Source organism: Rhodobacteraceae bacterium LMO-JJ12, assembly GCA_021555075.1.
Classification (GTDB): Bacteria; Pseudomonadota; Alphaproteobacteria; order Rhodobacterales; family Rhodobacteraceae; genus JAKGBX01.
The window spans coordinates 948,857-971,932 of record JAKGBX010000001.1; the positions used below are offsets into that span (position 1 = coordinate 948,857).

24 protein-coding genes and 1 riboswitch are annotated in these 23,076 nt (G+C 60.6%); of the genes, 7 read left to right on the forward strand and 17 right to left on the reverse strand.

Translation table 11 applies throughout. The annotated features are described in order from the left end of the window. Positions 1-71: 71 nt before the first annotated feature. The 3 genes from LZG00_04540 to LZG00_04550 are packed head-to-tail and all read right to left on the reverse strand — an operon-like array spanning position 72 to position 2,552. A complete protein-coding gene (locus tag LZG00_04540; protein MCF3593261.1) occupies positions 72-1,064 on the reverse strand; it encodes a threonine/serine dehydratase in 993 nt (330 codons plus the stop codon). Further along, on the reverse strand, positions 1,046-1,864 hold the full coding sequence (locus tag LZG00_04545; protein MCF3593262.1) for an alpha/beta hydrolase: 819 nt from the start codon (positions 1,862-1,864) through the stop codon (positions 1,046-1,048). The genes LZG00_04540 and LZG00_04545 overlap by 19 nt, the downstream gene beginning before the upstream one ends. A gap of 1 nt (position 1,865) precedes the next feature. Further along, a complete protein-coding gene (locus LZG00_04550) occupies positions 1,866-2,552 on the reverse strand; it encodes a haloacid dehalogenase type II (GenBank protein MCF3593263.1) in 687 nt (228 codons plus the stop codon). A gap of 188 nt (positions 2,553-2,740) precedes the next feature. Between LZG00_04550 and LZG00_04555 the strand changes: the two genes are divergently transcribed. Beyond that, positions 2,741-3,169, forward strand: coding sequence for a peptidylprolyl isomerase (locus LZG00_04555; protein ID MCF3593264.1), 429 nt, complete (start codon positions 2,741-2,743; stop codon positions 3,167-3,169). 71 nt (positions 3,170-3,240) lie between these two features. After that, positions 3,241-3,825 (forward strand): hypothetical protein, encoded by a 585-nt coding sequence (locus LZG00_04560; GenBank protein MCF3593265.1) that lies wholly within the window; start codon positions 3,241-3,243, stop codon positions 3,823-3,825. Positions 3,826-4,006: 181 nt separating this feature from the next. Here the strand turns inward: LZG00_04560 and LZG00_04565 are convergent, their stop codons facing one another. Together LZG00_04565 and LZG00_04570 are read right to left on the reverse strand one after the other, a co-directional pair. Further along, a complete protein-coding gene (locus LZG00_04565) occupies positions 4,007-4,999 on the reverse strand; it encodes an NADPH:quinone reductase (GenBank protein ID MCF3593266.1) in 993 nt (330 codons plus the stop codon). A 149-nt stretch (positions 5,000-5,148) separates the two neighbouring features. Next, the gene (locus LZG00_04570) at positions 5,149-5,592 is read right to left on the reverse strand and encodes a transcriptional repressor (protein ID MCF3593267.1); all 444 of its coding nucleotides are present in this window, start codon (positions 5,590-5,592) and stop codon (positions 5,149-5,151) included. A gap of 196 nt (positions 5,593-5,788) precedes the next feature. On the opposite strand from LZG00_04570, the gene fabA reads away from it, so the two are divergent. Next, positions 5,789-6,298, forward strand: a complete 510-nt coding sequence (gene fabA / locus LZG00_04575) for a bifunctional 3-hydroxydecanoyl-ACP dehydratase/trans-2-decenoyl-ACP isomerase (protein MCF3593268.1) — start codon at positions 5,789-5,791, stop codon at positions 6,296-6,298. 211 nt (positions 6,299-6,509) lie between these two features. On the opposite strand, the gene LZG00_04580 is transcribed toward fabA, so the two are convergent. Further along, complete coding sequence (locus tag LZG00_04580) at positions 6,510-8,882, reverse strand: cbb3-type cytochrome c oxidase subunit I (GenBank protein MCF3593269.1); 2,373 nt, start codon at positions 8,880-8,882, stop codon at positions 6,510-6,512. Between the two features lie 388 nt (positions 8,883-9,270). Here LZG00_04580 and LZG00_04585 point away from each other — a divergent pair, with 388 nt between their 5' ends. Together LZG00_04585 and LZG00_04590 are read left to right on the forward strand one after the other, a co-directional pair. Then, complete coding sequence (locus tag LZG00_04585; GenBank protein ID MCF3593270.1) at positions 9,271-10,500, forward strand: beta-ketoacyl-ACP synthase II; 1,230 nt, start codon at positions 9,271-9,273, stop codon at positions 10,498-10,500. A gap of 7 nt (positions 10,501-10,507) precedes the next feature. Next, positions 10,508-11,296, forward strand: a complete 789-nt coding sequence (locus LZG00_04590; GenBank protein MCF3593271.1) for an enoyl-ACP reductase — start codon at positions 10,508-10,510, stop codon at positions 11,294-11,296. 408 nt (positions 11,297-11,704) lie between these two features. Here the strand turns inward: LZG00_04590 and LZG00_04595 are convergent, their stop codons facing one another. From LZG00_04595 to ybeY, 8 genes are all read right to left on the reverse strand, one after another. Next, positions 11,705-12,418, reverse strand: a complete 714-nt coding sequence (locus tag LZG00_04595) for a tRNA (guanine(46)-N(7))-methyltransferase TrmB (GenBank protein ID MCF3593272.1) — start codon at positions 12,416-12,418, stop codon at positions 11,705-11,707. A gap of 43 nt (positions 12,419-12,461) precedes the next feature. Beyond that, positions 12,462-13,091 (reverse strand): glutathione S-transferase, encoded by a 630-nt coding sequence (locus LZG00_04600; protein ID MCF3593273.1) that lies wholly within the window; start codon positions 13,089-13,091, stop codon positions 12,462-12,464. 14 nt (positions 13,092-13,105) lie between these two features. Next, positions 13,106-13,966, reverse strand: a complete 861-nt coding sequence (locus LZG00_04605; protein ID MCF3593274.1) for a bile acid:sodium symporter family protein — start codon at positions 13,964-13,966, stop codon at positions 13,106-13,108. 90 nt (positions 13,967-14,056) lie between these two features. Next, positions 14,057-14,671, reverse strand: a complete 615-nt coding sequence (locus LZG00_04610) for a glutathione S-transferase (GenBank protein MCF3593275.1) — start codon at positions 14,669-14,671, stop codon at positions 14,057-14,059. 129 nt (positions 14,672-14,800) lie between these two features. Next, positions 14,801-15,967, reverse strand: coding sequence for a methionine adenosyltransferase (gene metK / locus LZG00_04615; GenBank protein MCF3593276.1), 1,167 nt, complete (start codon positions 15,965-15,967; stop codon positions 14,801-14,803). Positions 15,968-15,972: 5 nt separating this feature from the next. After that, a riboswitch (SAM riboswitch) is annotated at positions 15,973-16,023 on the reverse strand. A gap of 67 nt (positions 16,024-16,090) precedes the next feature. Next, positions 16,091-17,638, reverse strand: coding sequence for an apolipoprotein N-acyltransferase (gene lnt / locus LZG00_04620; protein MCF3593277.1), 1,548 nt, complete (start codon positions 17,636-17,638; stop codon positions 16,091-16,093). Further along, positions 17,631-18,557 carry a hemolysin family protein gene (locus LZG00_04625; GenBank protein ID MCF3593278.1) on the reverse strand — a complete coding sequence of 309 codons (927 nt, stop codon included), beginning with the start codon at positions 18,555-18,557 and terminating at the stop codon, positions 17,631-17,633. The genes lnt and LZG00_04625 overlap by 8 nt, the downstream gene beginning before the upstream one ends. 18 nt (positions 18,558-18,575) lie before the next feature. Continuing rightward, positions 18,576-19,073 carry an rRNA maturation RNase YbeY gene (ybeY, locus tag LZG00_04630; protein ID MCF3593279.1) on the reverse strand — a complete coding sequence of 166 codons (498 nt, stop codon included), beginning with the start codon at positions 19,071-19,073 and terminating at the stop codon, positions 18,576-18,578. Between the two features lie 261 nt (positions 19,074-19,334). Between ybeY and LZG00_04635 the strand changes: the two genes are divergently transcribed. Then, positions 19,335-20,138: a hypothetical protein gene (locus LZG00_04635; GenBank protein ID MCF3593280.1), complete on the forward strand. Its 804-nt coding sequence runs from the start codon at positions 19,335-19,337 to the stop codon at positions 20,136-20,138. A 17-nt stretch (positions 20,139-20,155) separates the two neighbouring features. Continuing rightward, positions 20,156-20,809: a Fe2+-dependent dioxygenase gene (locus LZG00_04640; GenBank protein ID MCF3593281.1), complete on the forward strand. Its 654-nt coding sequence runs from the start codon at positions 20,156-20,158 to the stop codon at positions 20,807-20,809. A 49-nt stretch (positions 20,810-20,858) separates the two neighbouring features. On the opposite strand, the gene LZG00_04645 is transcribed toward LZG00_04640, so the two are convergent. The 3 genes from LZG00_04645 to LZG00_04655 all read right to left on the reverse strand — a co-directional run bounded on the left by LZG00_04645 (position 20,859) and on the right by LZG00_04655 (position 22,912). Further along, a complete protein-coding gene (locus tag LZG00_04645) occupies positions 20,859-21,827 on the reverse strand; it encodes a PhoH family protein (GenBank protein ID MCF3593282.1) in 969 nt (322 codons plus the stop codon). Positions 21,828-22,027: 200 nt separating this feature from the next. Beyond that, the gene (locus LZG00_04650; protein MCF3593283.1) at positions 22,028-22,354 is read right to left on the reverse strand and encodes a hypothetical protein; all 327 of its coding nucleotides are present in this window, start codon (positions 22,352-22,354) and stop codon (positions 22,028-22,030) included. An 18-nt stretch (positions 22,355-22,372) separates the two neighbouring features. Beyond that, positions 22,373-22,912, reverse strand: coding sequence for an OmpA family protein (locus tag LZG00_04655; GenBank protein ID MCF3593284.1), 540 nt, complete (start codon positions 22,910-22,912; stop codon positions 22,373-22,375). Positions 22,913-23,076 lie beyond the last annotated feature (164 nt).

A 23,076-nucleotide genomic window follows, 5' to 3' on the forward strand; every position in this document is an offset into this window, starting at 1 on the left:
ATGAGTCAAGCATTCCTTACGCAGGGCAGCGTTCTTTGCAGATATCCCCAGCGGAGGCATTGAATCTTTTCTTATGTGCCCTCGAATGTCGTCAGCGCACGCATGAAGACTTCAGGATCGACATTTCCGCCGGTCGCAACTGCGATCACGGCGTCGCCTTTGATCTCCTTGGGGTGGAACAAAGCCGCCGCCAGAGAGACCGCGCCGCCGGGTTCGAGCACGATCTTGAGGCGCAGGAAGGCAAGCGCCATGGCACGCAGGACTTCGTCTTCGCTGACCACGATGCCGGGGCCGCAGAGCCGGGCCATGATCGGAAAGGTGAGTTGCCCGGGTTCCGGCGTTATGATCGCATCGCAGAGCGAACCGGAGAGCCGGGTGTTGCGCTCGATTTGCCCGGATACGAGCGAGCGGGTGGTGTCGTCGAACTCTTCCGGCTCGCAGGGGCGCGCGCGCAGGCCGGGGGCGTCGGCCTCAAGTGCGAGTGCGATCCCCGAGGTCAGCCCGCCGCCGCCGCAATTGACCAGCACATCGGCGCACTCAATGCCTTCCTTGGCGGCTTGCGCGGCAATTTCCAGGCCGCAGGTGCCTTGCCCGGCGATGACCTGAGGCTCATCGAAGGGTTTGACCAGGGTGAGGCCGCGTTCACGTGCCAACCGTGCGCCGATGGCATCGCGATCTTCGGTTGCACGCTCGTAAAGCACCACCTGGGCACCGAGCGCGCGGGTGTTGTCGATTTTCAGTTTCGGCGCGTCGGAAGGCATGATGATGACAGAGGGCACGCCATGAAGGCTGGCGGCGCGGGCTACGCCCTGGGCGTGGTTGCCCGAGGAAAACGCGATGACGCCGCGTGCGCGGGTTTCGCTGTCGAGCGCGGAGAGCGCCGACCAGCCGCCGCGAAACTTGAAGCTGCCGGTATGTTGCAGGCATTCGGATTTCACGAAAAGCCGCCGTCCTGCGATCTCGTCAAGAAACGGCGATGAAAGGAGCGGCGTGCAGCGGCTGTGGCCTTCAAGCCGCTGGGCGGCGGCGCGGATCATTTCGATATTCACAACAGCTCCAACCATTTGTGCAGGGCGGCGAGGCTTGCGGGCTCGTCGAGATAGGGGATATGGCCGCGATCCGGGATGATTGCGGCGATCATGTCGGGGCGGCGGCGCTGCATCTCGTCAAAGCTGCTTTGCATAAGGATGTTCGAGCCTGCACCGCGCAACGCGCAGAGCGGCAGGCCCTGCAAGGTATCAAACAGCGGCCAGAGATCGGGCAGCGGCGTGTCCTTGCCCGCCAGCACCGCCTCGCGCAGGGCGGGGTCGTAGGTGATTTTCAGCCCTTCCGGGGTTTCATCGTAAAGGCGTGTGATCTCTTCGTGAAACCGGCTGGTTGGTACCTTGTCAAAGCCGTGGATCGCTTCGGGCCAGACCGCCAGCAGCGCGGCGTGGGTCTTGTACGACGGATTACGGCCGATATAGGTATAGATGTTTTCCAGCCCGCGGGGGTCAAGTTCGGGGCCGACATCGTTAAGGGCTACGCCAAGCAGCCGGTCGTGGGACGTTGCGGCCAGTGTCATGGCAATCATGCCGCCGCGCGAGGTGCCGAGGATGGCGGCTTTTTCCAGGCCGAGATGATCGAGCAATTCGAGCGCATCGCGTGCCTCGACGGGAATCGTATAGCTGGCGGGGTCGGCCCATTGCGATTGCCCGCGACCGCGATAATCGAGCCGGATCAGGCGGGTATCGCGCAGATGCGGCGCGACAAAATCAAAATCGCGCCCGTCGCGGGTGAGGCCGGCAAGGCAGAGAAGCGGCGTGCCGGAGCCTTCATCGGTATAATGCAATCTGATGCCGTCGGAGCTTTGAAAATCGGGCATGTCAGCCACCTGTCAGGTCGGGGATGGTTGTGAGATCGGACAGGATGTGATGCGGTTTGCCGGGCAGACGGTCGACCGGTTCACCCGCACGGTTGACCCAGGCGGTGATGAAGCCGAACGCCGAGGCAGAGGCAACATCCCAGCCGTTGGATGATACGAACAACACTTCGTCGCGGCGGCAGTCAAAGCGGTTTTCCACAAGCTCGTAGACCGCGGCGGCGGGTTTGAAGACACCGACCGACTGCACCGAGAGCACATCGTCGAGAAGCCCGTCGAGGCCGGCGGATTGCACCGCGCCATCCAGCATCTCGGGCGAGCCATTGGACAGGATTGCGGTGTTGAACCCCTTGTCTTTGAGTGTGGCCAGCATGGCGGGCACCTCGGGAAATGCCGAAAGCTCCCAGTAGAGCTGCAACAGCCGGGCGCGCAGGGTGGCGTCGCCGCCCAGACCGCAGGCTTCCATCGCCCAGTCGAGCCCGTCTTGGGTGACGGTCCAGAAATCGGTGTGATGGCCTGTGACGGCGCGCAGCCAGGAATATTGCAGCTGTTTGGCGCGCCAATGCGCGGCCAGTTCGGGCCAGCGCTCTGCGAGCGCCTCGGCTCCGGGTTCGCCCGCGGCCTCGCGCGCGGCGGCGGCAACATCGAACAGTGTTCCGTAGGCGTCGAAGACGGCGGTGGTGATGGCCATTGGTTTTTCCTTCCTTGCCAGAGTGCAAGGTGCCACGCGGCCGCGCAGGAGGGAAGGGCAAGCGCGCGGAAATGTCGCGTGCGCCAGAGAGTTGTTTGCAAGGCGTGGGCGAGGCCGTTAGGTTGCGGGCTTTATTTCATGTGCGGAAGACCCGCACGCAACACAAGATGAGAAGGAGGGTCGCGAGAATGACCGAGATCAAACAAGGCGATACCGTGCGTATTCACTACACCGGCACCTTGACCGACGGCAGCGTATTTGATTCGAGCGAAGGGCGCGATCCGCTGGAATTCACCTTTGGCGAAGGTCAGATTATTCCGGGCCTCGAGACGGGTCTTGAGGGCATGAGTGTCGGCGACAAGCGGGTGGTGGAAGTTCCCACCGAGCAGGCTTATGGCCCTGTCGTGCCGGAAGCGCGCCAACCGGTGCCACGTGGGGATATCCCCGCCGAGATTCCGATGGAGTTGGGCACGCAGGTGCAGGCCCAGAACGAAGAAGGCCAGGTGATGACCCTGACCATTTTCGAAGTGACCGAGACGCATGTTGTGCTTGATGCCAACCATCCGCTGGCAGGCCAGGATCTGACATTTGATGTCGAGTTGGTTGAAATCGCCTGAGGCTGTCATCTGCGATCTGACGTGGTAGACTTGCGGGCGTAAGCCCTGTCAATGCTTCAGAGGATCGCGTCATGTCAGTTATCGAGACCATCATCGCCCGGATCCGCGAGTTGCAAAACGAGTTGGAGGCGGAGCTGGCCAAGCGCGGCGAGGCCCTCCGCTATCGGTTGGAAAACGGCCGGGTGGTGTTTGAACGCGATACGCTGCAGCGTCATCGACGATTGCGTGTGGGGCTTGCGGATTTCCTCAAGCGTACGCGGCCACTTGTGGTTTTGACGGCACCGGTGATCTATGCCTTGATCGTGCCTTTCGTGTTGCTTGATCTCAGCGTCTGGATTTACCAGACGATTTGTTTTCCGGTTTATGGAATTCCGAAAGTGCCGCGGCGCGAGCATATCCGCATAGATCGCCACAAGCTGGCTTATCTGAACGGGTTGCAGAAGCTGAATTGCGTTTATTGCGGCTATGGCAACGGGGTGATTGCCTATGCGCGCGAGGTGGCCGGGCGCACCGAGGCGTATTGGTGTCCGATCAAACATGCCGGTGGGGTGAGCGATCCGCACCCGCATTATGCGGAATTCATCGATTTTGGCGATGCCGAGGGGTTTGTCGAAAACAGCGAGCACCTTCGTGAGAAGATGAAACGCGACGCGTAATACCGCCAGATCGAGACGCCTGCGGCGTCGCAGGTTGCGCTTGCCCCTGCCTTTGGCCGGGACACGCGGTTGGGCGCGGGCGGTTGCGGCGCGTGATCGTCTGTTGAAGGTGCGACAGGAGGGGGCGGAGTGGGAAGCTGCCCCACGTCCCGGGATGTTTCAGGTCAGAGGAGGCCGGGACTCAGGCGCAGTCGAGCAGGATCGCGCCGTGGCGGCCGGCACGTTCGACGGCCTGATGGGCCTTGGTGCATTGTGCCAGCGGGTAGGTGGCATGGATGCGTGACGTGAGGGCGCCGCCGGTGAGGGCGTCATGGAGTTGCGCAATGCGCTGGGCGCGCTCCTCGGGTGGCAGGATGTAGATCAGCGTTATGTCGATCTTGAGCGCCTTGAAGAGCAGCGGGCCGAAATCGAGCTTTGGGGCCATTTGCGCGGCGGAGCCGTAGGCTGCGATGGTGGAGAGCGGCGCCATGACCTGGGCCAGCGTGTCGATGTTGCGCCCGAATTCGCACTCGACGGCGCGCTCCAGAGGGCGGCCATCGTTGGCGTCGAGGATGTCTTCGGCCAGTGTCGGCGAGCGGTAGTCGATCACCGCCGCGGCTCCGGCCTCGTGGCTGTGCTTGGTCGAGGTGCCGGGCGATGCGGTGGCGATGACCTTGGCGCCGCCCCATTTTGCGAGCTGGATGGCGAGGTGGCCGACCGAGCCGCCACCACCAGAGACCAGCACGGTCTGGCCCTGGACCGAGCCGCCGCCGAATACGGTCTGCGCCGCTGTTAGCCCCGGAATGCCGAGCGTGGCGCCGGTATCAAAGCTGACGTCTTCGGGCAGCGCCACGGTCTGATCGGCGGGCAGGGCGATATGGCTGGCGGCGGTGCCATGGGCGCGTTGCCACTGTCCGTTCCAGATCCAGACACGTTCTCCCAGGCGCGATTGGGACACGCCTTCGCCCACGGCCTCGATCACGCCGGCGCCATCGGAATGGGGAATGATGAGCGGGAAGGCCGGCTCGGTCACGCCGGGGCGCGACCCGGCGCGGGCCTTGACGTCGGAGGGGTTCACGCCGGAACGGTGTAGCCGCACCAGTACTTCGCCGTTTGCCGGGTGGGGTGTGGGCACGTCGCGCAGGGTGAGCACATCTGCGGCGGGGCCGAATTTGGTATAGGCAATGGCGTGCATGGGGATCTCCGGCTGTGGTTGTGCGCAACCAGACCTAGAACCGGCGCAAGACGCAAGGGGGGTGTTGAGAGTATGCCTTGGGTACAGCCGCCGTCAGACGCGCGACGTTGCGTTTTCAAGTTGAAGCAGAGCCGGGGATCGCGGCGCCTTTACGTGCGGCGCAGGCGGATCACAACATCGACAGAAGCGATTTCGGCGCCTTCGGGCGCGGCTGGCATATTGGTGATATGCATGCGCTCGGTTGCGGCATCGGTCAGCGTGCCGGTGTCTTCCCAGAAGAAGTGCGGATGTTCGGTGGTATTGGTGTCGAAATAGCTTTTGGTGCCATCGACCGTGATTTCGCTCATCAGGCCGGCCGCGCAGAAGGCGCGTAATGTATTGTAGACCGTTGCGAGCGAGACCTTGTCACCGCCATTGCACGCCGCCTCGAACAGGCTTTCGGCGGTGACATGGCGATGCTGGCCATCGCCGACCAGAAGTGTTGCCAATGTCATGCGTTGACGGGTCGGACGCAGGCCCGCGCCGCGAAGCCAGTCACCGCCCCGCTTTTCGGCAAGCTGCGTTTCAACATTCACCGGCGTTTCCAAATTCATTCCTCATTCTCCCCTGGCCCCTTGGTCGCTGGGGCCGCTTGGAAGGTAATATAGGGGTTGAAGCGGGGTGTATTCAATTAGTTTCAGCCCGAAGATGTCGCAGAGGGCTGTACGAAGGCGGTCTTGCAGAGCCACTCGGGCGAATGCTAGAGGGGGTAGACCGATAAAATGGCGAAGGCAAAGGACCGCAAAACTGATGGCCCAATATCCGAGCAGCTTCACCCGTGACGACCTGTTGAAATGCGCCCGTGGAGAGCTTTTTGGCCCTGGCAATGCGCAGCTTCCTGAGCCGCCGATGCTTATGATGGACCGGATCACGGATATTTCCGGCGATGGCGGAGCGCATGGCAAGGGTCATGTCGTGGCCGAGTTCGATATCAAGCCTGACCTGTGGTTCTTTGAGTGTCACTTCCCGGGCAATCCGATCATGCCCGGCTGTCTGGGGCTTGATGGGCTGTGGCAGTTGACCGGGTTCAACCTTGGCTGGCGTGGCTGGCCCGGGCGCGGCTATGCGCTGGGTGTTGGCGAAGTGAAGCTGAAGGGGATGGTGCGCCCTGACCGCAAGATGCTGACCTACAAGATTGATTTCACCAAGGCGATTCAGACGCGTCGCCTGACCATGGGCGTGGCCGACGGGATCGTCGAAGCCGATGGCGAGGTGATCTATGAGGTCAAGGATATGAAGGTCGCCCTGAGCGAAAGCTAAAGGCGCAGGAAGGGTCGAGTATTCCCCTGACTTCGCGGCCGAATTGCGCCCGTTAATACCTGCTCTCCTGGTAATCCCGCGAAAACGCGCCCGGATAATGAAGGGCTGACTCCACAAACATTTCAGGCAAGTAATGGCGGCGCTTTCGCCCGACCTGGGGGGCGCTTGTCTGCGCGAGTCCCTTTGGCCGGGCGAAAGTTTTGTTTCTGGTCTATTCGGCGGAAACCGTGGGGGCGTCGGATGTGTTGGCCCAGCCATCGTTATTCGGCGACCATTCCCCGTCACCTTCTTTGGTGGTTTTGCGAATACGTGTGGCGCGGCTGAGGATGAACCATACCAATGGGATCACGCCTCCGAGGGTGAAGACGAGGCCACCCCAGCTGCGCATCATTGTCAACGTGCGGAACACTTCGCCCTGAATGACTTCCTGGCTTCTGGCATACCAGAACCCTTCTTCAAGTACGACCCAGAATTGATAGAGCCCGGCAGGCAGCAGATCGAGGAACATCATCATCGCGAGACCAATGTTCATTGACCAGAACGAGATACGGATCAGCTTGCGGTTCCATGCCTTGTCTTTGAACAGGTGCTGACAGCAAAACAGCATGCCACCGAGCGCGATATTGCCTTTGACGCCAAACATCGCGGCATGGGCGTGATTGCCGGTGAGATAGGTGGAATGTTCGAAATAGTTGATGATCGGTAGGTTGATCATCGACCCGAACACCCCGGCGCCAAACACGTTCCAGAAGTTCACCGCCAGCACGAACAGCCAGACTTCGTTCATTACAAAGCTCTGTTGGCCGTCCTTGTGGAACTGGGCGGCGCGCCCCTTCTCCTGGCGCATCCGCCAGGCATCGAGCGTGAGCAGCAAGAGCGGCAACACCTGTAGCGTGGAAAAGACGCTGCCAAAGGCGATGACGCCGGTTGGCTTGGCGATCCAGTAGAAGTTATGCGCGATGCCAACGGTGGCGGTGAGCAAAAACAGCATGACCGCGAGGAAGATCACGCGTTCGGCCATGATCCGGGTGATCAGACCCATCTGCACCAGCATGTAGGCGACGATCACAGTGGTGAAGACCTCAAAGGTTACTTCGACCCACATATGCACCACCATCCAGCGCCAGAAATCAGAGATGGCAAAGTTGGATTCGGGCGTGACCATCAGGCCGAAGAACAGGAAGAAAACCATCACGCTGCTGCCATAGAGAAGCCAGGCGGGCACCGACCAAAGGTTTTCAAGCGTGAGCCATGGCTTGATGCCGCGATAGATGATCACGATCCACAACGAGAAGGCTGCCAGCAGCAGTATTTGGAAGGCCCGGCCCATTTCCAGGAATTCCCAGCCTTGGCTGCCGAACCAATAGGCGGCTTTGCCTGTCAGAATTCCGGTCTGCCCGGCATAGATGCCGATGACGGACCCGGCGCCGACGATGAAGCAGCAGGCAAACAGCAGCTCGATCAGGACGCCCTGACCGCGCGGCACGGGGCCAAGACGCGGCAAAAAGAAGATCGTATAACCGACCCAGCACATGAAGAACCAATAGATCTGCAACAGCGTATGATAGCTGCGCAAGACGGTGAACGGGATGATATCCCCCAGAAATATCCCGCCGGGGCGCACGAAATCCGATGCCGCCAAAATGCCAACCGTAACCTGCAGCCCAAATGCCAGCATTGCGAGGGCAAAGAATTTATAGGTGGCGCGCTGGGTCTTGCGGACATTGCCATTTTCGAGATCGTAGGTGGTCAGCGACCTATCCTGACTGCCGGTAAACGGGTCGTATTGCAGTGATTTCATCTGGCCATAAATATAGAGCACGAGACCGATGCCGAGGAACAGTGCCAAGACTGACAGGATGCTCCAGAAGACAACGGCAGGTGTCGGCGAGTTGCCAACTTCGGGGTCGTAGGGCCAGTTGTGGGTATAGCTATAGGTTTCGCCTGGCCGATGGGCCGCGGCAACCCAGCCGCCCCAGAAGAAATAGGCCGACAGATCGCGCAGCTGTGTCGGGTCGGTCAGGTATCCGGTCTGAAACAGTTCAGGATAGTCAGGATCGGTGAACATCCGGCTGAAATGCGTGGCGACGGTCTCAAACCCGGCGACTTGGCCCTCGGTCAGTGTTACGGTGCCTGCCGCTTCGTCCCAGGTGTTGGTCTTGAGTTCGCGCCGTGTGCGGGCGGCGGCGGCGTCATGCGCTATCGGATCAGGGGCAGTTCCGTCCTCTGTCGCGCCGACGTAATGTGCCACCATGCCGGTGTACGTATAGTGCAGGGCATCGGCGGTGAAATCGGGTCCGCGCTCGGCCCCGTCACCCCAGAAGGAACCATAGCTCATCAGGCCGCGCAGGTGGAAAACTTCCTGACCCGCCATGATCTGTTCGCGTGAGAATACGGTGGTTCCATCCTCAGTCACAAAATCACCAAGCGGTGGGGCGCTGTCATAGGTCGCGTCGCCCATGTAAACCAAACCACTAAGGCAGATAATAACGACGGCTGCGAAATGGACGCCCCAGTATTTCTTGTTCAGCAGAATGGTCGCAAGATTGCCGAACCGCTTTTTGTCGCGCGCAACGTCAGTCATCAGATACCCTCAATTAATGCGTGCCGCACAGCATCCGATTGCGGTGACCAGATATGATCACCGCGCAAGGGGGCACCTGCGACAAATTTCTTGGGGACCCTAAGGATGGTGCCTCTGGTGGGAAATGACGGCCGTCAATATTCGCCATTCTGATTGCGTGCTAAGCCTCAGAATTGGGGTGACTCGCCGGTATCGGGGACTGATTTCGTTGCAAAATGTTCAGTCCATGACGCGCGTGCCGTGTCAAAGGCGACGGATGAGCGGCGTCGTGAATTGCGCTTGTCCGGGCATGGACGACTTCGGGCGGCAGGATCGCTGATTGCAATCTGGTTGCGCCAAACTGCGTGGCTCTCTATCACGGGAATTGAAATAAGAAGGGAGTATGCCCATGCGCCGCGTTGTCGTTACCGGTTTGGGAATCGTGTCGTCCATCGGGACAAATGCCGAAGAAGTCGCGGCGTCGCTGAAGGCGGGTCGTTCCGGGGTCTCGGCCAACGAGGCGATGGTCGAGCATGGCTTTCGTTCGCAGATTGCAGGGACCATCGACATTGACATTGCGGCTCATGTGGACAAACGCAGCCTGCGCTTCATGGGGCCTGGGGCGGCCTATGCCCATATTGCCATGGGTCAGGCGATTGCCGATGCTGGTCTGGAAGAAAGCGATATCTCTGATCCGCGCACCGGGCTTGTGGCAGGTTCGGGCGGTCCCTCGACCAGCGCGCTGCTGGTCGCACATCAAACGGTTCTGAAAACCGGCGCGACCAAGCGGATTGGGCCTTTTGCAGTGCCCAAGTGCATGTCGTCTACGATCTCGGCCAATCTGGCGACGGCCTATAAGATCAAGGGCATCAACTATTCGATCACCTCGGCCTGTTCGACATCTCTGCATTGCATCGGCAATGCGGCTGAGCAGATCATGATGGGCAAGCAAGACGTGATGTTTGCCGGGGGCGGAGAAGAGCTTGACTGGACGCTGTCGTGCCTGTTTGACGCGATGGGTGCGATGTCTTCGAAATTCAACGACACGCCCGAGAAGGCCTCGCGCGCCTTTGATGCCGATCGCGACGGGTTCGTGATTTCGGGGGGCGGCGGTATTGTCGTGCTGGAAGAGCTGGAACATGCGCGCGCACGCGGTGCGAAAATCTATGCCGAGGTGACAGGTTTTGCCGCCACGTCGGATGGTCACGATATGGTCGCCCCGTCGGGCGAAGGCGGTGAGCGGGCCATGCGGCTGGCGCTTCAGACCCTGCCGGAAGGGCGCGCCGTGAGCTATATCAACGCGCACGGCACTTCGACCCCGGTCGGCGATGTTGGCGAGGTCGAGGCGGTGCGCCGGGTGTTCGGGGAAGGCCATGTGCCGCCGATCAGTTCGACCAAGTCGATGACCGGCCACGCGCAGGGCGCGGCGGGCGCGCTTGAGACGATCTTCTGCTTGCTGGCACTGGAGGGCGATTTCATCATTCCGTCGATTAATGTCGAAACGCTCGATCCCGCGATCAAGCCGGGAGAGGTGGCAACCAAGCTTGTCGAAGGTGCTGGGCTCGATTCAGTAATGACCAATTCCTTTGGCTTTGGCGGCACAAACGGGTCTATGATCCTTTCCAAGTATAACGAGTAGGGCTGATATGGGCGACCAAATGAAGGGCAAACGCGGGCTGATCATGGGGGTCGCCAATGAACGCTCAATCGCTTGGGGGATCGCCAAGGCGATGGCCGAGGCGGGGGCCGTGTTGGCATTCACCTATCAGGGAGAAGCCTTTGGCAAACGGTTGTTGCCGCTGGCGCAATCGGTTGGTTCGGATTTCATGGTCGATGTGGATGTGACCGATGACGCCTCGCTTGATCGCGCGTTCAGTGAATTGGGCGCGCGTTGGGACCGGCTCGATTTTCTGGTCCATGCTATTGCGTTTTCCAACAAGGATGAACTCACCGGGCGCTTTCTCAACACCAGCCGTGAGAATTTCAAGAATTCGCTCGATATCTCGTGCTATTCGCTGATCGAAGTGGCGCGCCGCGCCGAACCGATGATGCATGAGGGCGGTACGGTTCTGACTTTGACCTATCAGGGATCGAACCGGGTTGTGCCGAATTACAACGTGATGGGCGTCGCCAAGGCGGCGCTTGAGTCCACAGTGCGCTATCTCGCCAACGATCTGGGGCCACAGGGCATCCGGGTGAACGCGATTTCGCCCGGCCCGATGAAAACGCTGGCAGGGGCCGCGATTGGCGGCGCGCGCAAGACGTTCAAGCACACCGACCAGAACGCGCCGTTGCGCGCCAATGCGACGCTGGAAGCGGTGGGTGGCACAGCGGTTTACCTCGCCTCGGAGGCCGGTGCCTGCACCACGGGCGAGATCGTGCGGGTCGATGGCGGTTATCACGTTCTGGGCATGCCGCAGCCGGAGTGTATGTGAGGCAAGCGGTGTGATTTGCGAAAACACTGAATAATCGTTATCAATGGGTCGGCAGCGCAATATTTTTTGCTGTTATTGGCTTTTTTTGATCCAGAAAACGAGGTTTCATTATGAATTTTCGTACGTTCAAGAGCATTGCAATTGTCGCCGGTTTGGCTCTCTCATTGTCCGTTAGCGCGGCCGTTGCTGAGTCCAAGTCGACCAAAAAGTCGACCAAGACAACAAGTTCGCCAACCAAGCCTGTCAAGGATGGTTTCGCTTCTGCCGGGGGCTTGGGCAGCACGCGGGTGACGGACAAGAAGAAGGGCGACTAGGCAGGCAACGCGCGCTCAGGGCAGCTTTGCTGTTTTGGAGTTTGAGTATTCTTAGAAAGATGAAAGCGCGGGGTCACGACCAGCGCTTGATGTCTCAGGTCTTGCGGAAGGTCAGGTAGTGCGGTGTGCGATCTTCGCGCAGAGCCTTTTGTTCGTAGCGCGTCGAGAGCCAATCATCCCAAGGCGCGCGCCAATCCGCGGGGCGTTCAGCCAGCCATTCAAAGCCGTGGCGCGGCACCTGCTCAAGCGTCTGGCGCACGTAATCAGGTATGTCTGTGGCGACGCGAAAGATAGCGCCGGGCTTGAGCACACGCGCCAGAGGGGCGAGATGGTTGGGGGTGACAAAACGGCGGCGGTGGTGACGTTTCTTGGGCCAGGGATCAGGATAGAGCAGGAAGGCACGCGCGATCGACGCCTCGGGCAGCACGTCGAACATATCGCGCGCATCACCGGGGTGGATGCGGATATTGTCACACTTTGAGTTGCGGATCTTGCCCAGCAGCATGGCGACGCCGTTGATATAGGGTTCGCAACCGATGAAGCCGATATCCGGGTTGTGCGCCGCCTGATGCACCATATGCTCGCCGCCGCCAAAGCCGATTTCGAGCCAGACATCACGGTCGCCAAACAGCGTGGCAAGATCAAGCGGTTGGCGCGCCGGGTTGTCCTCCCAGCTTACCGGGCCGGGAGACAGCGTGTCGAGATCTTCATCAAGCCAGGTTTTCTGCGTGTCGCGCAGGGTCTTGCCCTTGAAACGGCCATAAAAGTTGCGCCACGGGGCGCCCGAGGGGTGTTTTCGATCTGTCATGGCGCCGAGGTTTAGCGCGGTGGCGTGACGCGCGCAACTCGCCTCATAGGGCCGCGCTGGGGCGTGCGCGGATGCTGTCATACCAGGCTTTTGTGGCGGTGTTGCCTTCGGGGATGCGGGCTTTGATCACGCGGGCGAAATCGACGAAAACAAATGCCGTGATATCGGCCAGCGAGAAGGTTTCGCCAGCCAGCCAGGGGCTTTGTGACAGGCGGTCTTCCAGCAGCGCAAAGAAGGCATCGACGCGTTGTTGTCCGCGCGCGACCAATTTCGGGATCTGGTCGAGGTTGAGCGGCCCGGGCAGGGCGCGGCCCTTCATTGCCGGGTGCGAATTGCGCAAGACTTCGGCCACGGGCATGCCGCCCTGTGCCTCGGCAATCGCGTTCCACATCATCACTTCGGCCTTCTCGACGGGGGTCTGCCCCATCAGCGCGGGCTCGGGGTGTGTCGCTTCGAGGTAGGTGGCGATGGCGATATTCTCGGTCAGGGTGGCGCCTTCATCAGTGATCAATACCGGCACGGTGGCGCGCGGATTAACTTTGAGGAAGTCGGCCGAGAGCTGTTCGCTCTTGGCGATACTGACTTCGCGGGTTTCGACCTCAAGCCCCTTTTCGGCGATGAACATGCGCGCGCGGCGTGGGCTTGGGGCGGTGGAACAGTCGTAAAACAGCATGTGAAACCTTCGGGTTAGGCAGTGGCGAAAATCCGGCGCATCAGCCAGATTGCGGGCAGGGTGACGATATACATGGTGATACCATAGAGCGCCGCGGGTACGGCAAATTCCGAGATGCCGGTGCTATGCGCAATCAGTCCGGCCACCGTGATGCCGAGCGCCGCGTTCTGCACCCCCATTTCGACCGAAATGCAGAGCGCATCGCCGCCCGACAGGTTCAACAGCCGCGCCACCAGAACCCCCAGCGCCAGCAGCAGTGCATTGAGCGCCATCAAGAGCGGCCCCAATGTCGTGACGTTTTCAAGGAAAAGACCCCAGTTGCTCAGCAACGCGCTGAGAACGACCAGAATGAACAACACCGTGGCCAGGCCGAACACCTTGTCTTCGATACGGTCCGAAATATCGGGCATGACAAAGCGAAACAGGAGGCCGATCATCACCGGGACTGCCGTGATTGCAAACATCACCATGGCAATGCCTGTGACATTGATCGCGGGCGCCTCTGTGCCTAAAAATCGCGCCGCCGCAAGCGCCGTGAGTAGCGGCACAGTGAGCGCCGAAAGCAGGCTCACCACACCTGTGAGCGTGACCGAAAGCGCCACGTTACCGCCCCCCAGCCTGGTCAGGATGCTTGACGAAATACCCCCCGGGCAGAATGAAAGCAGCATGACGCCAAAGGCTATGGCCGGGGGTCGTTCGAAGAGTGTCAGCAAAATAAAGGCAACCAGTGGCACCGCGGCCATTTGCATCACCATTCCGGTCAGCACCGCGCGCGGCATGGCCAGCACACGGGCGAAATCCGCGAAGGTCAGACCGAGGCCAAGAGAAAACATGATGATGGCAAGCGAAAGTGGTAATCCGACGTCGATCAGCATGAGTTTTTCCCTTTCTTTTCCTCATGCCAAGAGTGCAGGGATTGGCGCGGCGGGCAAGGGGTATTGTTACGTCGGCTCCGGGACTGCGGCTCAGATGTCAGCCCCGGCCTTGTGTTTTGCGGCAAGGAAGGCGGGACGGGATGCCATCTTGGCAACAAAACCCGCAAGAGCGGGAAATTCGTCGCCCCGCCCAAGGCGCAGGGCGATCTGGGCCGGGAAGCTGAGCATGATGTCTGCGGCGCTGAGCGTGTCGAGCACGAAATGGCCCGAGGGGCGCAGTTGGCTTTCCATATAGGCGAAATGTCTGGTCAACTCGGATTGAATGCGCGGGTGTAGAGGGGCGCCCGCCGCCCCCAGTTGCGCGACGTAGAGATTGAGCAGGATCGGTGTCATGGCCGAGCCTTCGGCAAAATGCATCGCCTCAACATGGGCGGTATGCGCGTTGGTTCCGGTCTCGGGGATCATCTCGGGCGCGAAGCGGGTGCAGAGCAGTTCGACAATCGCGCCGGATTCAGTAATCAGCCGCCCGTCGAGTTCGAGCATCGGTGACTTGCCCAGCGGATGCAGTGCGCGCAGTTCGGGCGGGGCGAGGTTGGTCTTTTCGTCGCGCCGATAGCGGCAGAGGTCATAGTCGAGCCCGAGTTCCTCCAAGAGCCAAAGGATGCGGAATGAACGTGAGCGGTTGAGGTGGTGTAAAACGATCATTCGCAGAGGCTTTCGTGATAGAGGATCGGCGCGTCAGACGAAAAAGCCCGCCGGGCACCGCCTCTGCGAGGTTGCAGGGTGGTGCCTGGCGGGCAAGTCTTTTTCTCTCTCGAAGGCGATAACGGCGCATCAAACCGCCTTTTTCAATGCCTCGACCAGATCGGTTTTCTCCCAGCTGAAGCCGCCTTGCTCGTCGGGCTGGCGGCCGAAATGGCCATAGGCGGCGGTGCGCTGATAAATCGGTTTGTTCAGGCCGAGATGCGTGCGGATGCCGCGCGGAGTAAGATCCATCACGTCGCGCAGGGCGGTTTCGATCTCGGCATCGCTCGCCTGACCGGTGCCGTGGGTGTCAACAAAGACAGACTGCGGCTCGGCAACGCCGATGGCATAGGAAAGTTGAAGCGTGCAGCGCGTCGCCATGCCTGCGGCGACGATATTCTTGGCCAGATAGCGCGCGGCATAGGCGGCGGAACGGTCGACCTTGGTCGGATCCTTGCCGGAAAAAGCGCCGCCGCCATGTGGGGCCGCGCCGCCATAGGTGTCGACGATGATCTTGCGACCGGTCAGGCCGGCATCACCATCGGGGCCACCGATGACGAATTTGCCGGTGGGGTTCACGTGCCATTCGGTGGCCTTGGTGATCCATTCCTCGGGCAGGATTTCGCGAATGTAGGGTTCGACGATGGCACGCACGTCGGCCGAACTCAGGTCAGGATCAGTGTGCTGGGTCGAGAGCACGATCGAGCTTACGGCGACCGGCTTGCCGTCAACATAGCGCAATGAAAGCTGGCTTTTGGCGTCCGGTCCCAACTTGGGTTCGGCGCCGGATTTGCGCACTTCGGCCAGACGACGCAGGATTGCGTGGGCGTGTTGAATCGGTGCAGGCATAAGCGCGTCGGTTTCGGAACAGGCATAGCCGAACATTATGCCCTGATCGCCCGCGCCTTCATCCTTGTCGCCCGCGGCGTCGACACCCTGGGCGATATCGGCGGATTGGGCGTGCAGGTAGTTATCGACTTTCATGTTGGCCCAATGAAAGCCCTGCTGTTCGTATCCGATATCTTTCACGCATTCGCGCGCGATGTCTTCGACACGGGCAATCACATCGGCGGGGCCGCGCACTTCGCCGGCGATTACCACCCGGTCAGTGGTGGCCATGGTTTCACAGGCGACGCGGGCGTGGGGGTCTTCGGCGAGGAAGGCATCGAGAACGGCGTCCGAAATCCGGTCGCAGACCTTATCCGGGTGACCTTCGGAAACGGATTCCGAGGTGAAAACATAGTTATTGCGGGTCATGAAAGTGCTCCATTGGGTATGTCCCTCGCCACGTCAGGAAGCCGTTGTGGTGGGAATTCGGACTTGGTTACGCAACGCATCGCTTGGGGTCAATGGCAAAGCGGTGCGGCATTTGCGATTGGGTTACAGGCGCAACAGGCGGCGCAGGCAGCCGGGGATCAGTATGATCAGCAAGAGCGCCAGCATCGGCCAGTCGCCAGTGCGTGCATAGGGTGTTGCTGCGCGCGCGGCGGGCAGCGGGGCATCGGCGAACCCTGCCTCGCCCAGAGGAATGCGGCGCAGGATTTCGCCTTTCGGGCCGATCATCGCCGACACGCCGGTGTTGGCGACGCGCAGCATCGGCAGGCCCTGTTCGATGGCGCGCATTCTGGCCTGTTGCAGATGCTGGAACGGTCCCGAGAATCTGCCAAACCAGGCGTCATTGGTGATTTGCAACAACAGGCGCGGGCGCGCGGGGGCGGCGCGCACATCCTGCGGGAAGATCGCCTCGTAACAGATCAGGGGGAGGGCGGGGCCGATGCCGGGCAGATCAATCAGTCGCGCACCGGGGCCTGCGGAATAACCATCGCCTTCGCCCGCCGCCAGCCCGTGAATGCCAAAGCGCGCCGCCAGATCGCCCAGCGGGATGTATTCGCCAAACGGCACCAGGTGATGCTTGTCATAGCGTGCGCTCACTGTGCCGGTCTGGTCGAGGAGCACCAGAGAGTTGTAAAGCCGCCCGTCATCGACGCTTCTGAGGCCGAGCGCCACCGGCGTGCCGCCCGCCGCCGCTGTGATCATGCTGAGCGGCTCGTCGGCATTGCCCAACAGCCAGGGGATTGCCGTCTCGGGCCAGACCACCAGATCGGGCGCGCGGGTGCTTTCGGGCGGTTCGGCGGTAAAGGCCAGCTGACGCTCGAAGAAGGCCAGCACATGATCGGGATCCCATTTCTCGTGCTGCGGTGCGTTGGGTTGAATCATGCGGATCACCGGCGCATCCGGCGGTGGCGCCACCGGCTTGCCGAGCATGATGCCAAGGCCGATCAATACCACGCCCCCGAGGATCGTGGGCAGCGCAACGAACCAATGGGCGGCGATCTGCCAAAGCGACACAGCCGCAATCAGCGCCATCATCGTCAATCCGTGCGGGCCGATGAAAGCGGCATGTTGTGCGGCCGGGCTGGGCGCCCAGACATAGCCGATCAATGCCCAGGGAAAGCCGGTCAGCAGATAGCTGCGCAGCATCTCGGTGCCAGTAAAGGCCGCGATCCAGATCAGCGGGCGACGCCCGCCCGACCAGTGCGCCAGCGTTGAGGCCCCGCCCCAGAACAGCGCAAGGCCCGCCGACAGAAAGATCAGCGCAAAGGGCGCCATCCAGCCATGACGCGCGATGTCGACCATGAACGGTTCGACAATCCAGAACAGAGCCATCGCGAAATAGCCCGCCCCCCCGGCCCAGCCGAGCAAGAAGGCGCGTCTTCCCGAGCCACTGATCTGGAAGAGGGCGAACAGCCCGGCCAGCCCCAGCGGCCCCAACGGCCAGAGATAGAAGGGGGCGTGGGCCAATGCCGCGATGGCGCCACAGAGCGCGGCCATCAGCATGAGGGTGCGCAGAAAGCTGCGTCTTGCCCGTCTCTCAAAGCGCGAAACCAGAGTGTCGCGCTCGGTGCCAGGGCGACCGAGGTCAGCCATCAGTATGTTCGGGCAGACGCACGCGAAGCCGCTTGATCCGGCGCGGGTCGGCATCGATGACTTCGAATTCGGTGCCGTCGGGATGCTTGATCACCTCGCCGCGCACCGGCACACGACCGGACAACATGAAGACCAATCCGCCCAACGTGTCGATTTCCTCTTCGTCGACATCGTCGTGATGGGTGAGCGAGCGGCCGATTTCGGCTTCGAATTCGTCGAGCGGCGTTTTCGCCTGCGCCAGCCATGCCCCGTCTTTGGTGCGCGAATAGAGGCTGTCTTCTTCCTGGTCGTGCTCGTCCTCGATTTCGCCGATCACCTGTTCGATCAGATCCTCGATCGAGACCAGGCCATCGGTGCCACCATATTCATCAACCACTAGCGCAAGGTGGCGCCGTTCGCTCTGCATCTTGGCCAAGAGCACGCCGATCGGCATCGATGGCGGCACGAACAACAGCGGGCGCAGCATTACCTTGAGATCAAACCGGTTTTTGGTGGCGCCGTTGAAGCCATGTTTGAGCGCCAGATCCTTGAGGTGCACCATGCCAATAGGAGTGTCGAGCGTGTCTTGATAGACAGGCAAGCGCGACAGGCCGCTGTCACGAAACACCTGCACCAACTCGTCCTTGGTGATGGTTGCGGGAACCGAGACGATATCGGCCTTGGGCACCATCACATCTTCGACCGCGAGACGGCGTAGATTGAGCATTCCCGGTTTGAACATGTTCTGGCTGCTAGAGTTTCGGGTTTCGGAGTCCGTAAACTCGGAATCTCCTTCTGCGTCAGAAGGACTCAACGCTCCGATGATGCGGCGAAAGAAGCCGCCACGCGGCGAGTTGTCCTCAATACTGTCGTCTTGGCTCTGGAGGGTGTCCTGCGCGCTTTGCGCTGCGTCAGATGACCCGTCGATAGTGTCGCCCATTAGTCCTTTCCTGCGGAATCATCCCGCTTCGTCATCCCTATATGGGTCAGCAATACCCAGTTTGCCAAGTATAGCTGTCTCCAGCCCTTCCATCAGAGTGGCATCAAGGTCACTAATGTGATCATAGCCCAGAAGGTGCAGAATGCCGTGAATGGTCAGATGGGTGATGTGATCGCTGAAGACAAGTCCCATTTCATGCGCCTCGCGCGCACAGGTGTCATAGCTGATGGCGATATCGCCCAATTCCATGTCGCGCGGCGGCGTGGGGTGCGCGCCGGGCTTTGCGGCGCTGCGCTCCTCGGAGGGCCAGCTGAGCACGTTGGTCGGTTGCGGCTTGGCGCGAAAATCGGTGTTGAGCACGGCGATGCGGGCGTCGTCACAGGCCAGCAGGCTGATCTCGGCCGCTTCGATGTCGATCCCGAGGTGGTCTAGCGTGGCCTTTGCCGCCCTCTCTGCCAGCGGCTCCAGACCAGCCGCGCGCCAGCGGGGATCTTCGATGAGAATATCTATGCCCATGCGTCCTTTTATCTCGTTCGCGCCCGTGAGCAAGGCTTGCCGCGGCCGTCCAAAGGGTTTCTACTTGAACCTGAGAAGGGGTTAAGCGGAAACGCGGCGCAATACCTCCATGGCGTGGGCGTCTCAAAATAAACCCGTGTTTCAGGCCCGTGAGGCAGGTTTGTCTCGAAACGCATTAGCGACCCGTTGACACAAAGAGGGGTTCAGATTATCGACAGGCAAGCTAACCTGATAGAAATAGTAAGAAACAGGAATCCGCCGATGTCCGACACTCCCAAAGCCCCGATCCGCCGCGTCAGCCCGCGCAAATGGGCCGTGCTTGCCGCCACCGGTTTGGCGACTGTTGCGGCGCCTGCCGTTTTGCCGGTTCTGAGTGCCGCGCCAGCCTTTGCCTCGTCAAGCGAGGCCGGAGAAGCCGGAGAAGCCGGTGTGGTTCTGAGCGAAGGACCGTCGGCGTTTCTAACCAAGCTGGGCTATTTCGAGGGTACCTATCGCATCGTTGCCACTCTCTATCTGTCGGGCGCGCGCGATCTGGCGCGCGAACATCAGGAAGAATCGCACCATGCCTTTTATGAGGATATCGAACCGTTCCTCGCGGAATACGGCGCGGCGGGATTTGAGGCCGAAGCCGAGGCTTTCGCCAAAGCTGTTGCTGCCAATGCCTCCGACGAAGACGTGCAAGCCGCACTCAACACCCTGCTTGCGGCGGTGAGCCGCGCCGCCTCTGCCGCCAAGGCCCCCACCTATGAGCAAATCAAGTCGGTGCAGGATCTCGTGACTTTGGCGGCGGCCGAATATGACGGCGGAGTTGACGAGGGCGCTGTTGAGCTGGCGATTGAATATCGCGACAGCTGGGGATTTTTCGAAGTCGCACGCCAGCGCGTCGAAGCCATGGCCACAAGCGATGATGCCGTGCTGGCCAAAGCCGGGAAAGATGTGCTGGAACAGATCGATGGCGCCGAAGCGCTCTATCCTTCGCTCACCGCTGAAACGGCCTCGTCCGATCCGTCGCAGTTGAGTGTGGCAGCAGGCTGGATCGAGATCATCGCGCTGCGCAACAAGTAAATGGATGGGCACAGGTAATGCCGATTGTTCTGAGCGATGTTCTCACCGGGGTCGAGGCAAAGGTTCTTCATGAGGCCGCCTGCGCCTTGCGCTTTGAGGATGGCCGCAAGACCGCCGGGCATACGGCGCGACAGGTAAAGGAAAATTTGCAGGCCGCTGCGGGGGGCGAGACTGATGCAATTCTGGAAAAGCTACGCCAAAGCCTGTTGGCGCACCCGGTTTTTGCTGCCGTTGCCTATCCCAAGGCCTTTGCCCGCATGATCGTCTCGCGCACCGAAGGCGGCGGGCATTACGGCGATCATGTTGATAATGCGCTCATGGGCGGCGCGCGCACCGATCTCTCCTTCACCATGTTTCTAAGCCCGCCCGAGGGATATGACGGCGGCGAGTTGACCATCTCTGACCGGTTGGAAGAACGGCAGGTCAAGCTGGAGCAGGGCGAAGTGGTGGTTTATCCTTCAACGACGCTGCACCGGGTCGAACCTGTGACGCGAGGTGCGCGTGTGGTTGTTGTGGGCTGGATCACCAGCCTGGTGCGCGACGCCGGTCAGCGTGAGATCCTGTTCGATCTGTGGCAGGCCATCGCACGCGCCGACGCTGCGGGTGACGCCGCGCAGGTACAGCTCTTGTCAAAATCGCGCAGCAATCTTCTCAGGATGTGGGCGGGGTGAATGCGCGAAAGGCGGATGGGGTGAAACCCCACCCTGCCTTGTCATTCGCCTATTTCGCCGGATCGGCGGCTTCATAGGCCTCGATGATGGCGGCCACCAGTGGGTGACGCACGACATCTTTCGAGGTAAAATAGTTGAAGCTGATGTTCGGGATTGTCTTGAGCAACCGCTCGGCATCGGCCAGCCCCGACGGCACGCCGCGCGGCAGGTCGATCTGGGTGCGGTCGCCGGTGATCACCATGCGCGAGCCTTCGCCAAGCCGTGTTAGAAACATTTTCATCTGCATGGTGGTGGCGTTCTGCGCTTCATCCAGCACGACAAACGCATTGCTCAACGTGCGACCGCGCATGAAGGCCAGCGGCGCGATCTCGATGCGCTTGTCCTCGATCAGCTTGGCAAGCTGCTTGCCCGGAAGGAAATCATTCAGCGCGTCGTAAAGCGGCTGCATGTAAGGGTCTACCTTGTCCTTCATGTCACCCGGCAGATAGCCCAGCTTTTCGCCCGCCTCGACGGCGGGGCGCGACAGGATGATCTTGTCGACATGGCCTTCGATGAACATATTCACGCCCACCGCGACGGCAAGATAGGTCTTGCCGGTGCCCGCCGGGCCAATGCCGAAGCCCAATTCGTTGGTAAACAGCGACCGAACATAGGTTTTCTGTGCTTCGGTGCGTGGCTCGACCGTCTTCTTGCGGGTGCGAATCTCGACACGCCCACCGCGAAACATTTCCATTTGGTCGGCGTCATCAGCCTCGATAGCGGTGTCCATGCGCAACTCGCGATCAACATCCGCCGGGACGACATGGCGCCCGGATTCCAATCGTTCATAAAGAGCGTGCAACACCGCGACAGCCTCGCCCGCCGTGTCCGCGTCGCCAATCACGACAAGCTGATTGCCACGTCGCAAGATTTGCACCGCCAGTTTCTGTTCGATATCGGCCAGATTGCGATCATATTCGCCGCACAGCTCGATCAACAGCCGGTTGTCGGGAAATTCGACCAGATGTTCGCTCAACATATCAGAGCTGGACGGCGGCGGGGGCATCACGTTGGTGTCCAATCATTTCTCCTTCTGGCTGGATAACCCAAGATGTTCTCTGGATGCTGACAAGATGCAGACCGCAGCGCAAGGCGAGTGCTGCGACCGTCGTGAATTTCGGCACAAAAAAGCCGCGGGGCGTAAACCCCGCGGCGATATTTCAGGCATGTTTCCAAGGATCAGAGTGGATCCTGGATGTTCGAGCCGCTCTTGAACGGGCCAGTCGCAATGGTCGGCGGGGCGACGCCCGAACAGACCGGTTTGCCATATTTGTCGAGCCGGGCCGAAAGATAGCCCTCGACGCCGTCGTCGATGATCCAGTGGTCACAACCGTTGGGATCGACCCAGATTCCGGCCTTCAACTGGCTGAGGTGCTTGGCGTCCGTGCCCCGGTCGCGGGTTTTATCGGGCCCGACAGGCCCATGGAACGCCGCGATGGCGGCTTCGCCACAGCCCGACACCGTAAAGACAAACGCTGCGGCCGTGAGTGCGCTAAGAATTTTCATGTTGCTTGCTCCTTCGGCTCAGCGAATGCAGATGATTTCGACACGGCGGTTCTTTGCCATGCCTGCGCCGGTATTGTTGGGCGCCGCTGGCACACGCTCGCCGTAACCGCGCACATCTACAATCCGGGCACCGGTACTTTGCGCGACACGGGCCACAGAATTGGCGCGTCGCAGCGAAAGCCGCATGTTGTATTCATCAGACGCCCGACTGTCGGTGTGACCTGCGATCACATACGCTTGCGCACCGGTCTGCGCAAAGAATTCACGAAGCCGGGCTTGGCCCGGGCCGGAAATCCGCGCGCTGTCGGTTGCAAAATACTGATCCGAGTTCAACACGCCGCAGACGTTACCCCGTCGGCAGACCGGAATGCCCTGCCGGTTGGTATGGGGCGACATATAGCCTTCGGCCCCGTCATCCATGACCCAGTGTTCGCATCCATCGGGGTCGACCCAGATGGTGGGAATGTACTCTTCACCAGTAATCACACGTTGCTGCTGGGCCTGAACGGCGCCCGCAGACACAACGACACCCAGAGCGACGGCAGCAATGCCACTCATAAGCGCGTTCACTGTTTTCGAAATTGATTTCGCCACAGCTTCTGTCCCTTGATAATGTTTCCCCCACAAGGCTATGCGCGGGATTTTCCCCCATCACATGCCCCAGACGTTAGATAACAACAGTTTAACAAGTTTGCTTCAGTTGTGAAGGCGTTTTGACCAGA

What these genes read in the sequence shown, in the direction of transcription:
- LZG00_04625 (MCF3593278.1), bottom strand. Translation starts at nt 18,557, where the DNA reads ATGGGCGACACTATCGACGGGTCATCTGACGCAGCGCAAAGCGCGCAG.
- LZG00_04610 (MCF3593275.1), bottom strand. Translation starts at nt 14,671, where the DNA reads ATGATCGTTTTACACCACCTCAACCGCTCACGTTCATTCCGCATCCTT.
- LZG00_04550 (MCF3593263.1), bottom strand. Translation starts at nt 2,552, where the DNA reads ATGGCCATCACCACCGCCGTCTTCGACGCCTACGGAACACTGTTCGAT.
- LZG00_04640 (MCF3593281.1), top strand. Translation starts at nt 20,156, where the DNA reads ATGCCGATTGTTCTGAGCGATGTTCTCACCGGGGTCGAGGCAAAGGTT.
- LZG00_04545 (MCF3593262.1), bottom strand. Translation starts at nt 1,864, where the DNA reads ATGCCCGATTTTCAAAGCTCCGACGGCATCAGATTGCATTATACCGAT.
- LZG00_04605 (MCF3593274.1), bottom strand. Translation starts at nt 13,966, where the DNA reads ATGCTGATCGACGTCGGATTACCACTTTCGCTTGCCATCATCATGTTT.
- LZG00_04560 (MCF3593265.1), top strand. Translation starts at nt 3,241, where the DNA reads ATGTCAGTTATCGAGACCATCATCGCCCGGATCCGCGAGTTGCAAAAC.
- LZG00_04645 (MCF3593282.1), bottom strand. Translation starts at nt 21,827, where the DNA reads ATGTTGAGCGAACATCTGGTCGAATTTCCCGACAACCGGCTGTTGATC.
- LZG00_04585 (MCF3593270.1), top strand. Translation starts at nt 9,271, where the DNA reads ATGCGCCGCGTTGTCGTTACCGGTTTGGGAATCGTGTCGTCCATCGGG.
- lnt (MCF3593277.1), bottom strand. Translation starts at nt 17,638, where the DNA reads ATGGCTGACCTCGGTCGCCCTGGCACCGAGCGCGACACTCTGGTTTCG.
- LZG00_04655 (MCF3593284.1), bottom strand. Translation starts at nt 22,912, where the DNA reads ATGAGTGGCATTGCTGCCGTCGCTCTGGGTGTCGTTGTGTCTGCGGGC.
- LZG00_04590 (MCF3593271.1), top strand. Translation starts at nt 10,508, where the DNA reads ATGGGCGACCAAATGAAGGGCAAACGCGGGCTGATCATGGGGGTCGCC.
- metK (MCF3593276.1), bottom strand. Translation starts at nt 15,967, where the DNA reads ATGACCCGCAATAACTATGTTTTCACCTCGGAATCCGTTTCCGAAGGT.
- LZG00_04635 (MCF3593280.1), top strand. Translation starts at nt 19,335, where the DNA reads ATGTCCGACACTCCCAAAGCCCCGATCCGCCGCGTCAGCCCGCGCAAA.
- LZG00_04650 (MCF3593283.1), bottom strand. Translation starts at nt 22,354, where the DNA reads ATGAAAATTCTTAGCGCACTCACGGCCGCAGCGTTTGTCTTTACGGTG.
- LZG00_04565 (MCF3593266.1), bottom strand. Translation starts at nt 4,999, where the DNA reads ATGCACGCCATTGCCTATACCAAATTCGGCCCCGCCGCAGATGTGCTC.
- LZG00_04580 (MCF3593269.1), bottom strand. Translation starts at nt 8,882, where the DNA reads ATGACTGACGTTGCGCGCGACAAAAAGCGGTTCGGCAATCTTGCGACC.
- LZG00_04570 (MCF3593267.1), bottom strand. Translation starts at nt 5,592, where the DNA reads ATGAATTTGGAAACGCCGGTGAATGTTGAAACGCAGCTTGCCGAAAAG.
- ybeY (MCF3593279.1), bottom strand. Translation starts at nt 19,073, where the DNA reads ATGGGCATAGATATTCTCATCGAAGATCCCCGCTGGCGCGCGGCTGGT.
- LZG00_04540 (MCF3593261.1), bottom strand. Translation starts at nt 1,064, where the DNA reads ATGGTTGGAGCTGTTGTGAATATCGAAATGATCCGCGCCGCCGCCCAG.
- fabA (MCF3593268.1), top strand. Translation starts at nt 5,789, where the DNA reads ATGGCCCAATATCCGAGCAGCTTCACCCGTGACGACCTGTTGAAATGC.
- LZG00_04555 (MCF3593264.1), top strand. Translation starts at nt 2,741, where the DNA reads ATGACCGAGATCAAACAAGGCGATACCGTGCGTATTCACTACACCGGC.
- LZG00_04595 (MCF3593272.1), bottom strand. Translation starts at nt 12,418, where the DNA reads ATGACAGATCGAAAACACCCCTCGGGCGCCCCGTGGCGCAACTTTTAT.
- LZG00_04600 (MCF3593273.1), bottom strand. Translation starts at nt 13,091, where the DNA reads ATGCTGTTTTACGACTGTTCCACCGCCCCAAGCCCACGCCGCGCGCGC.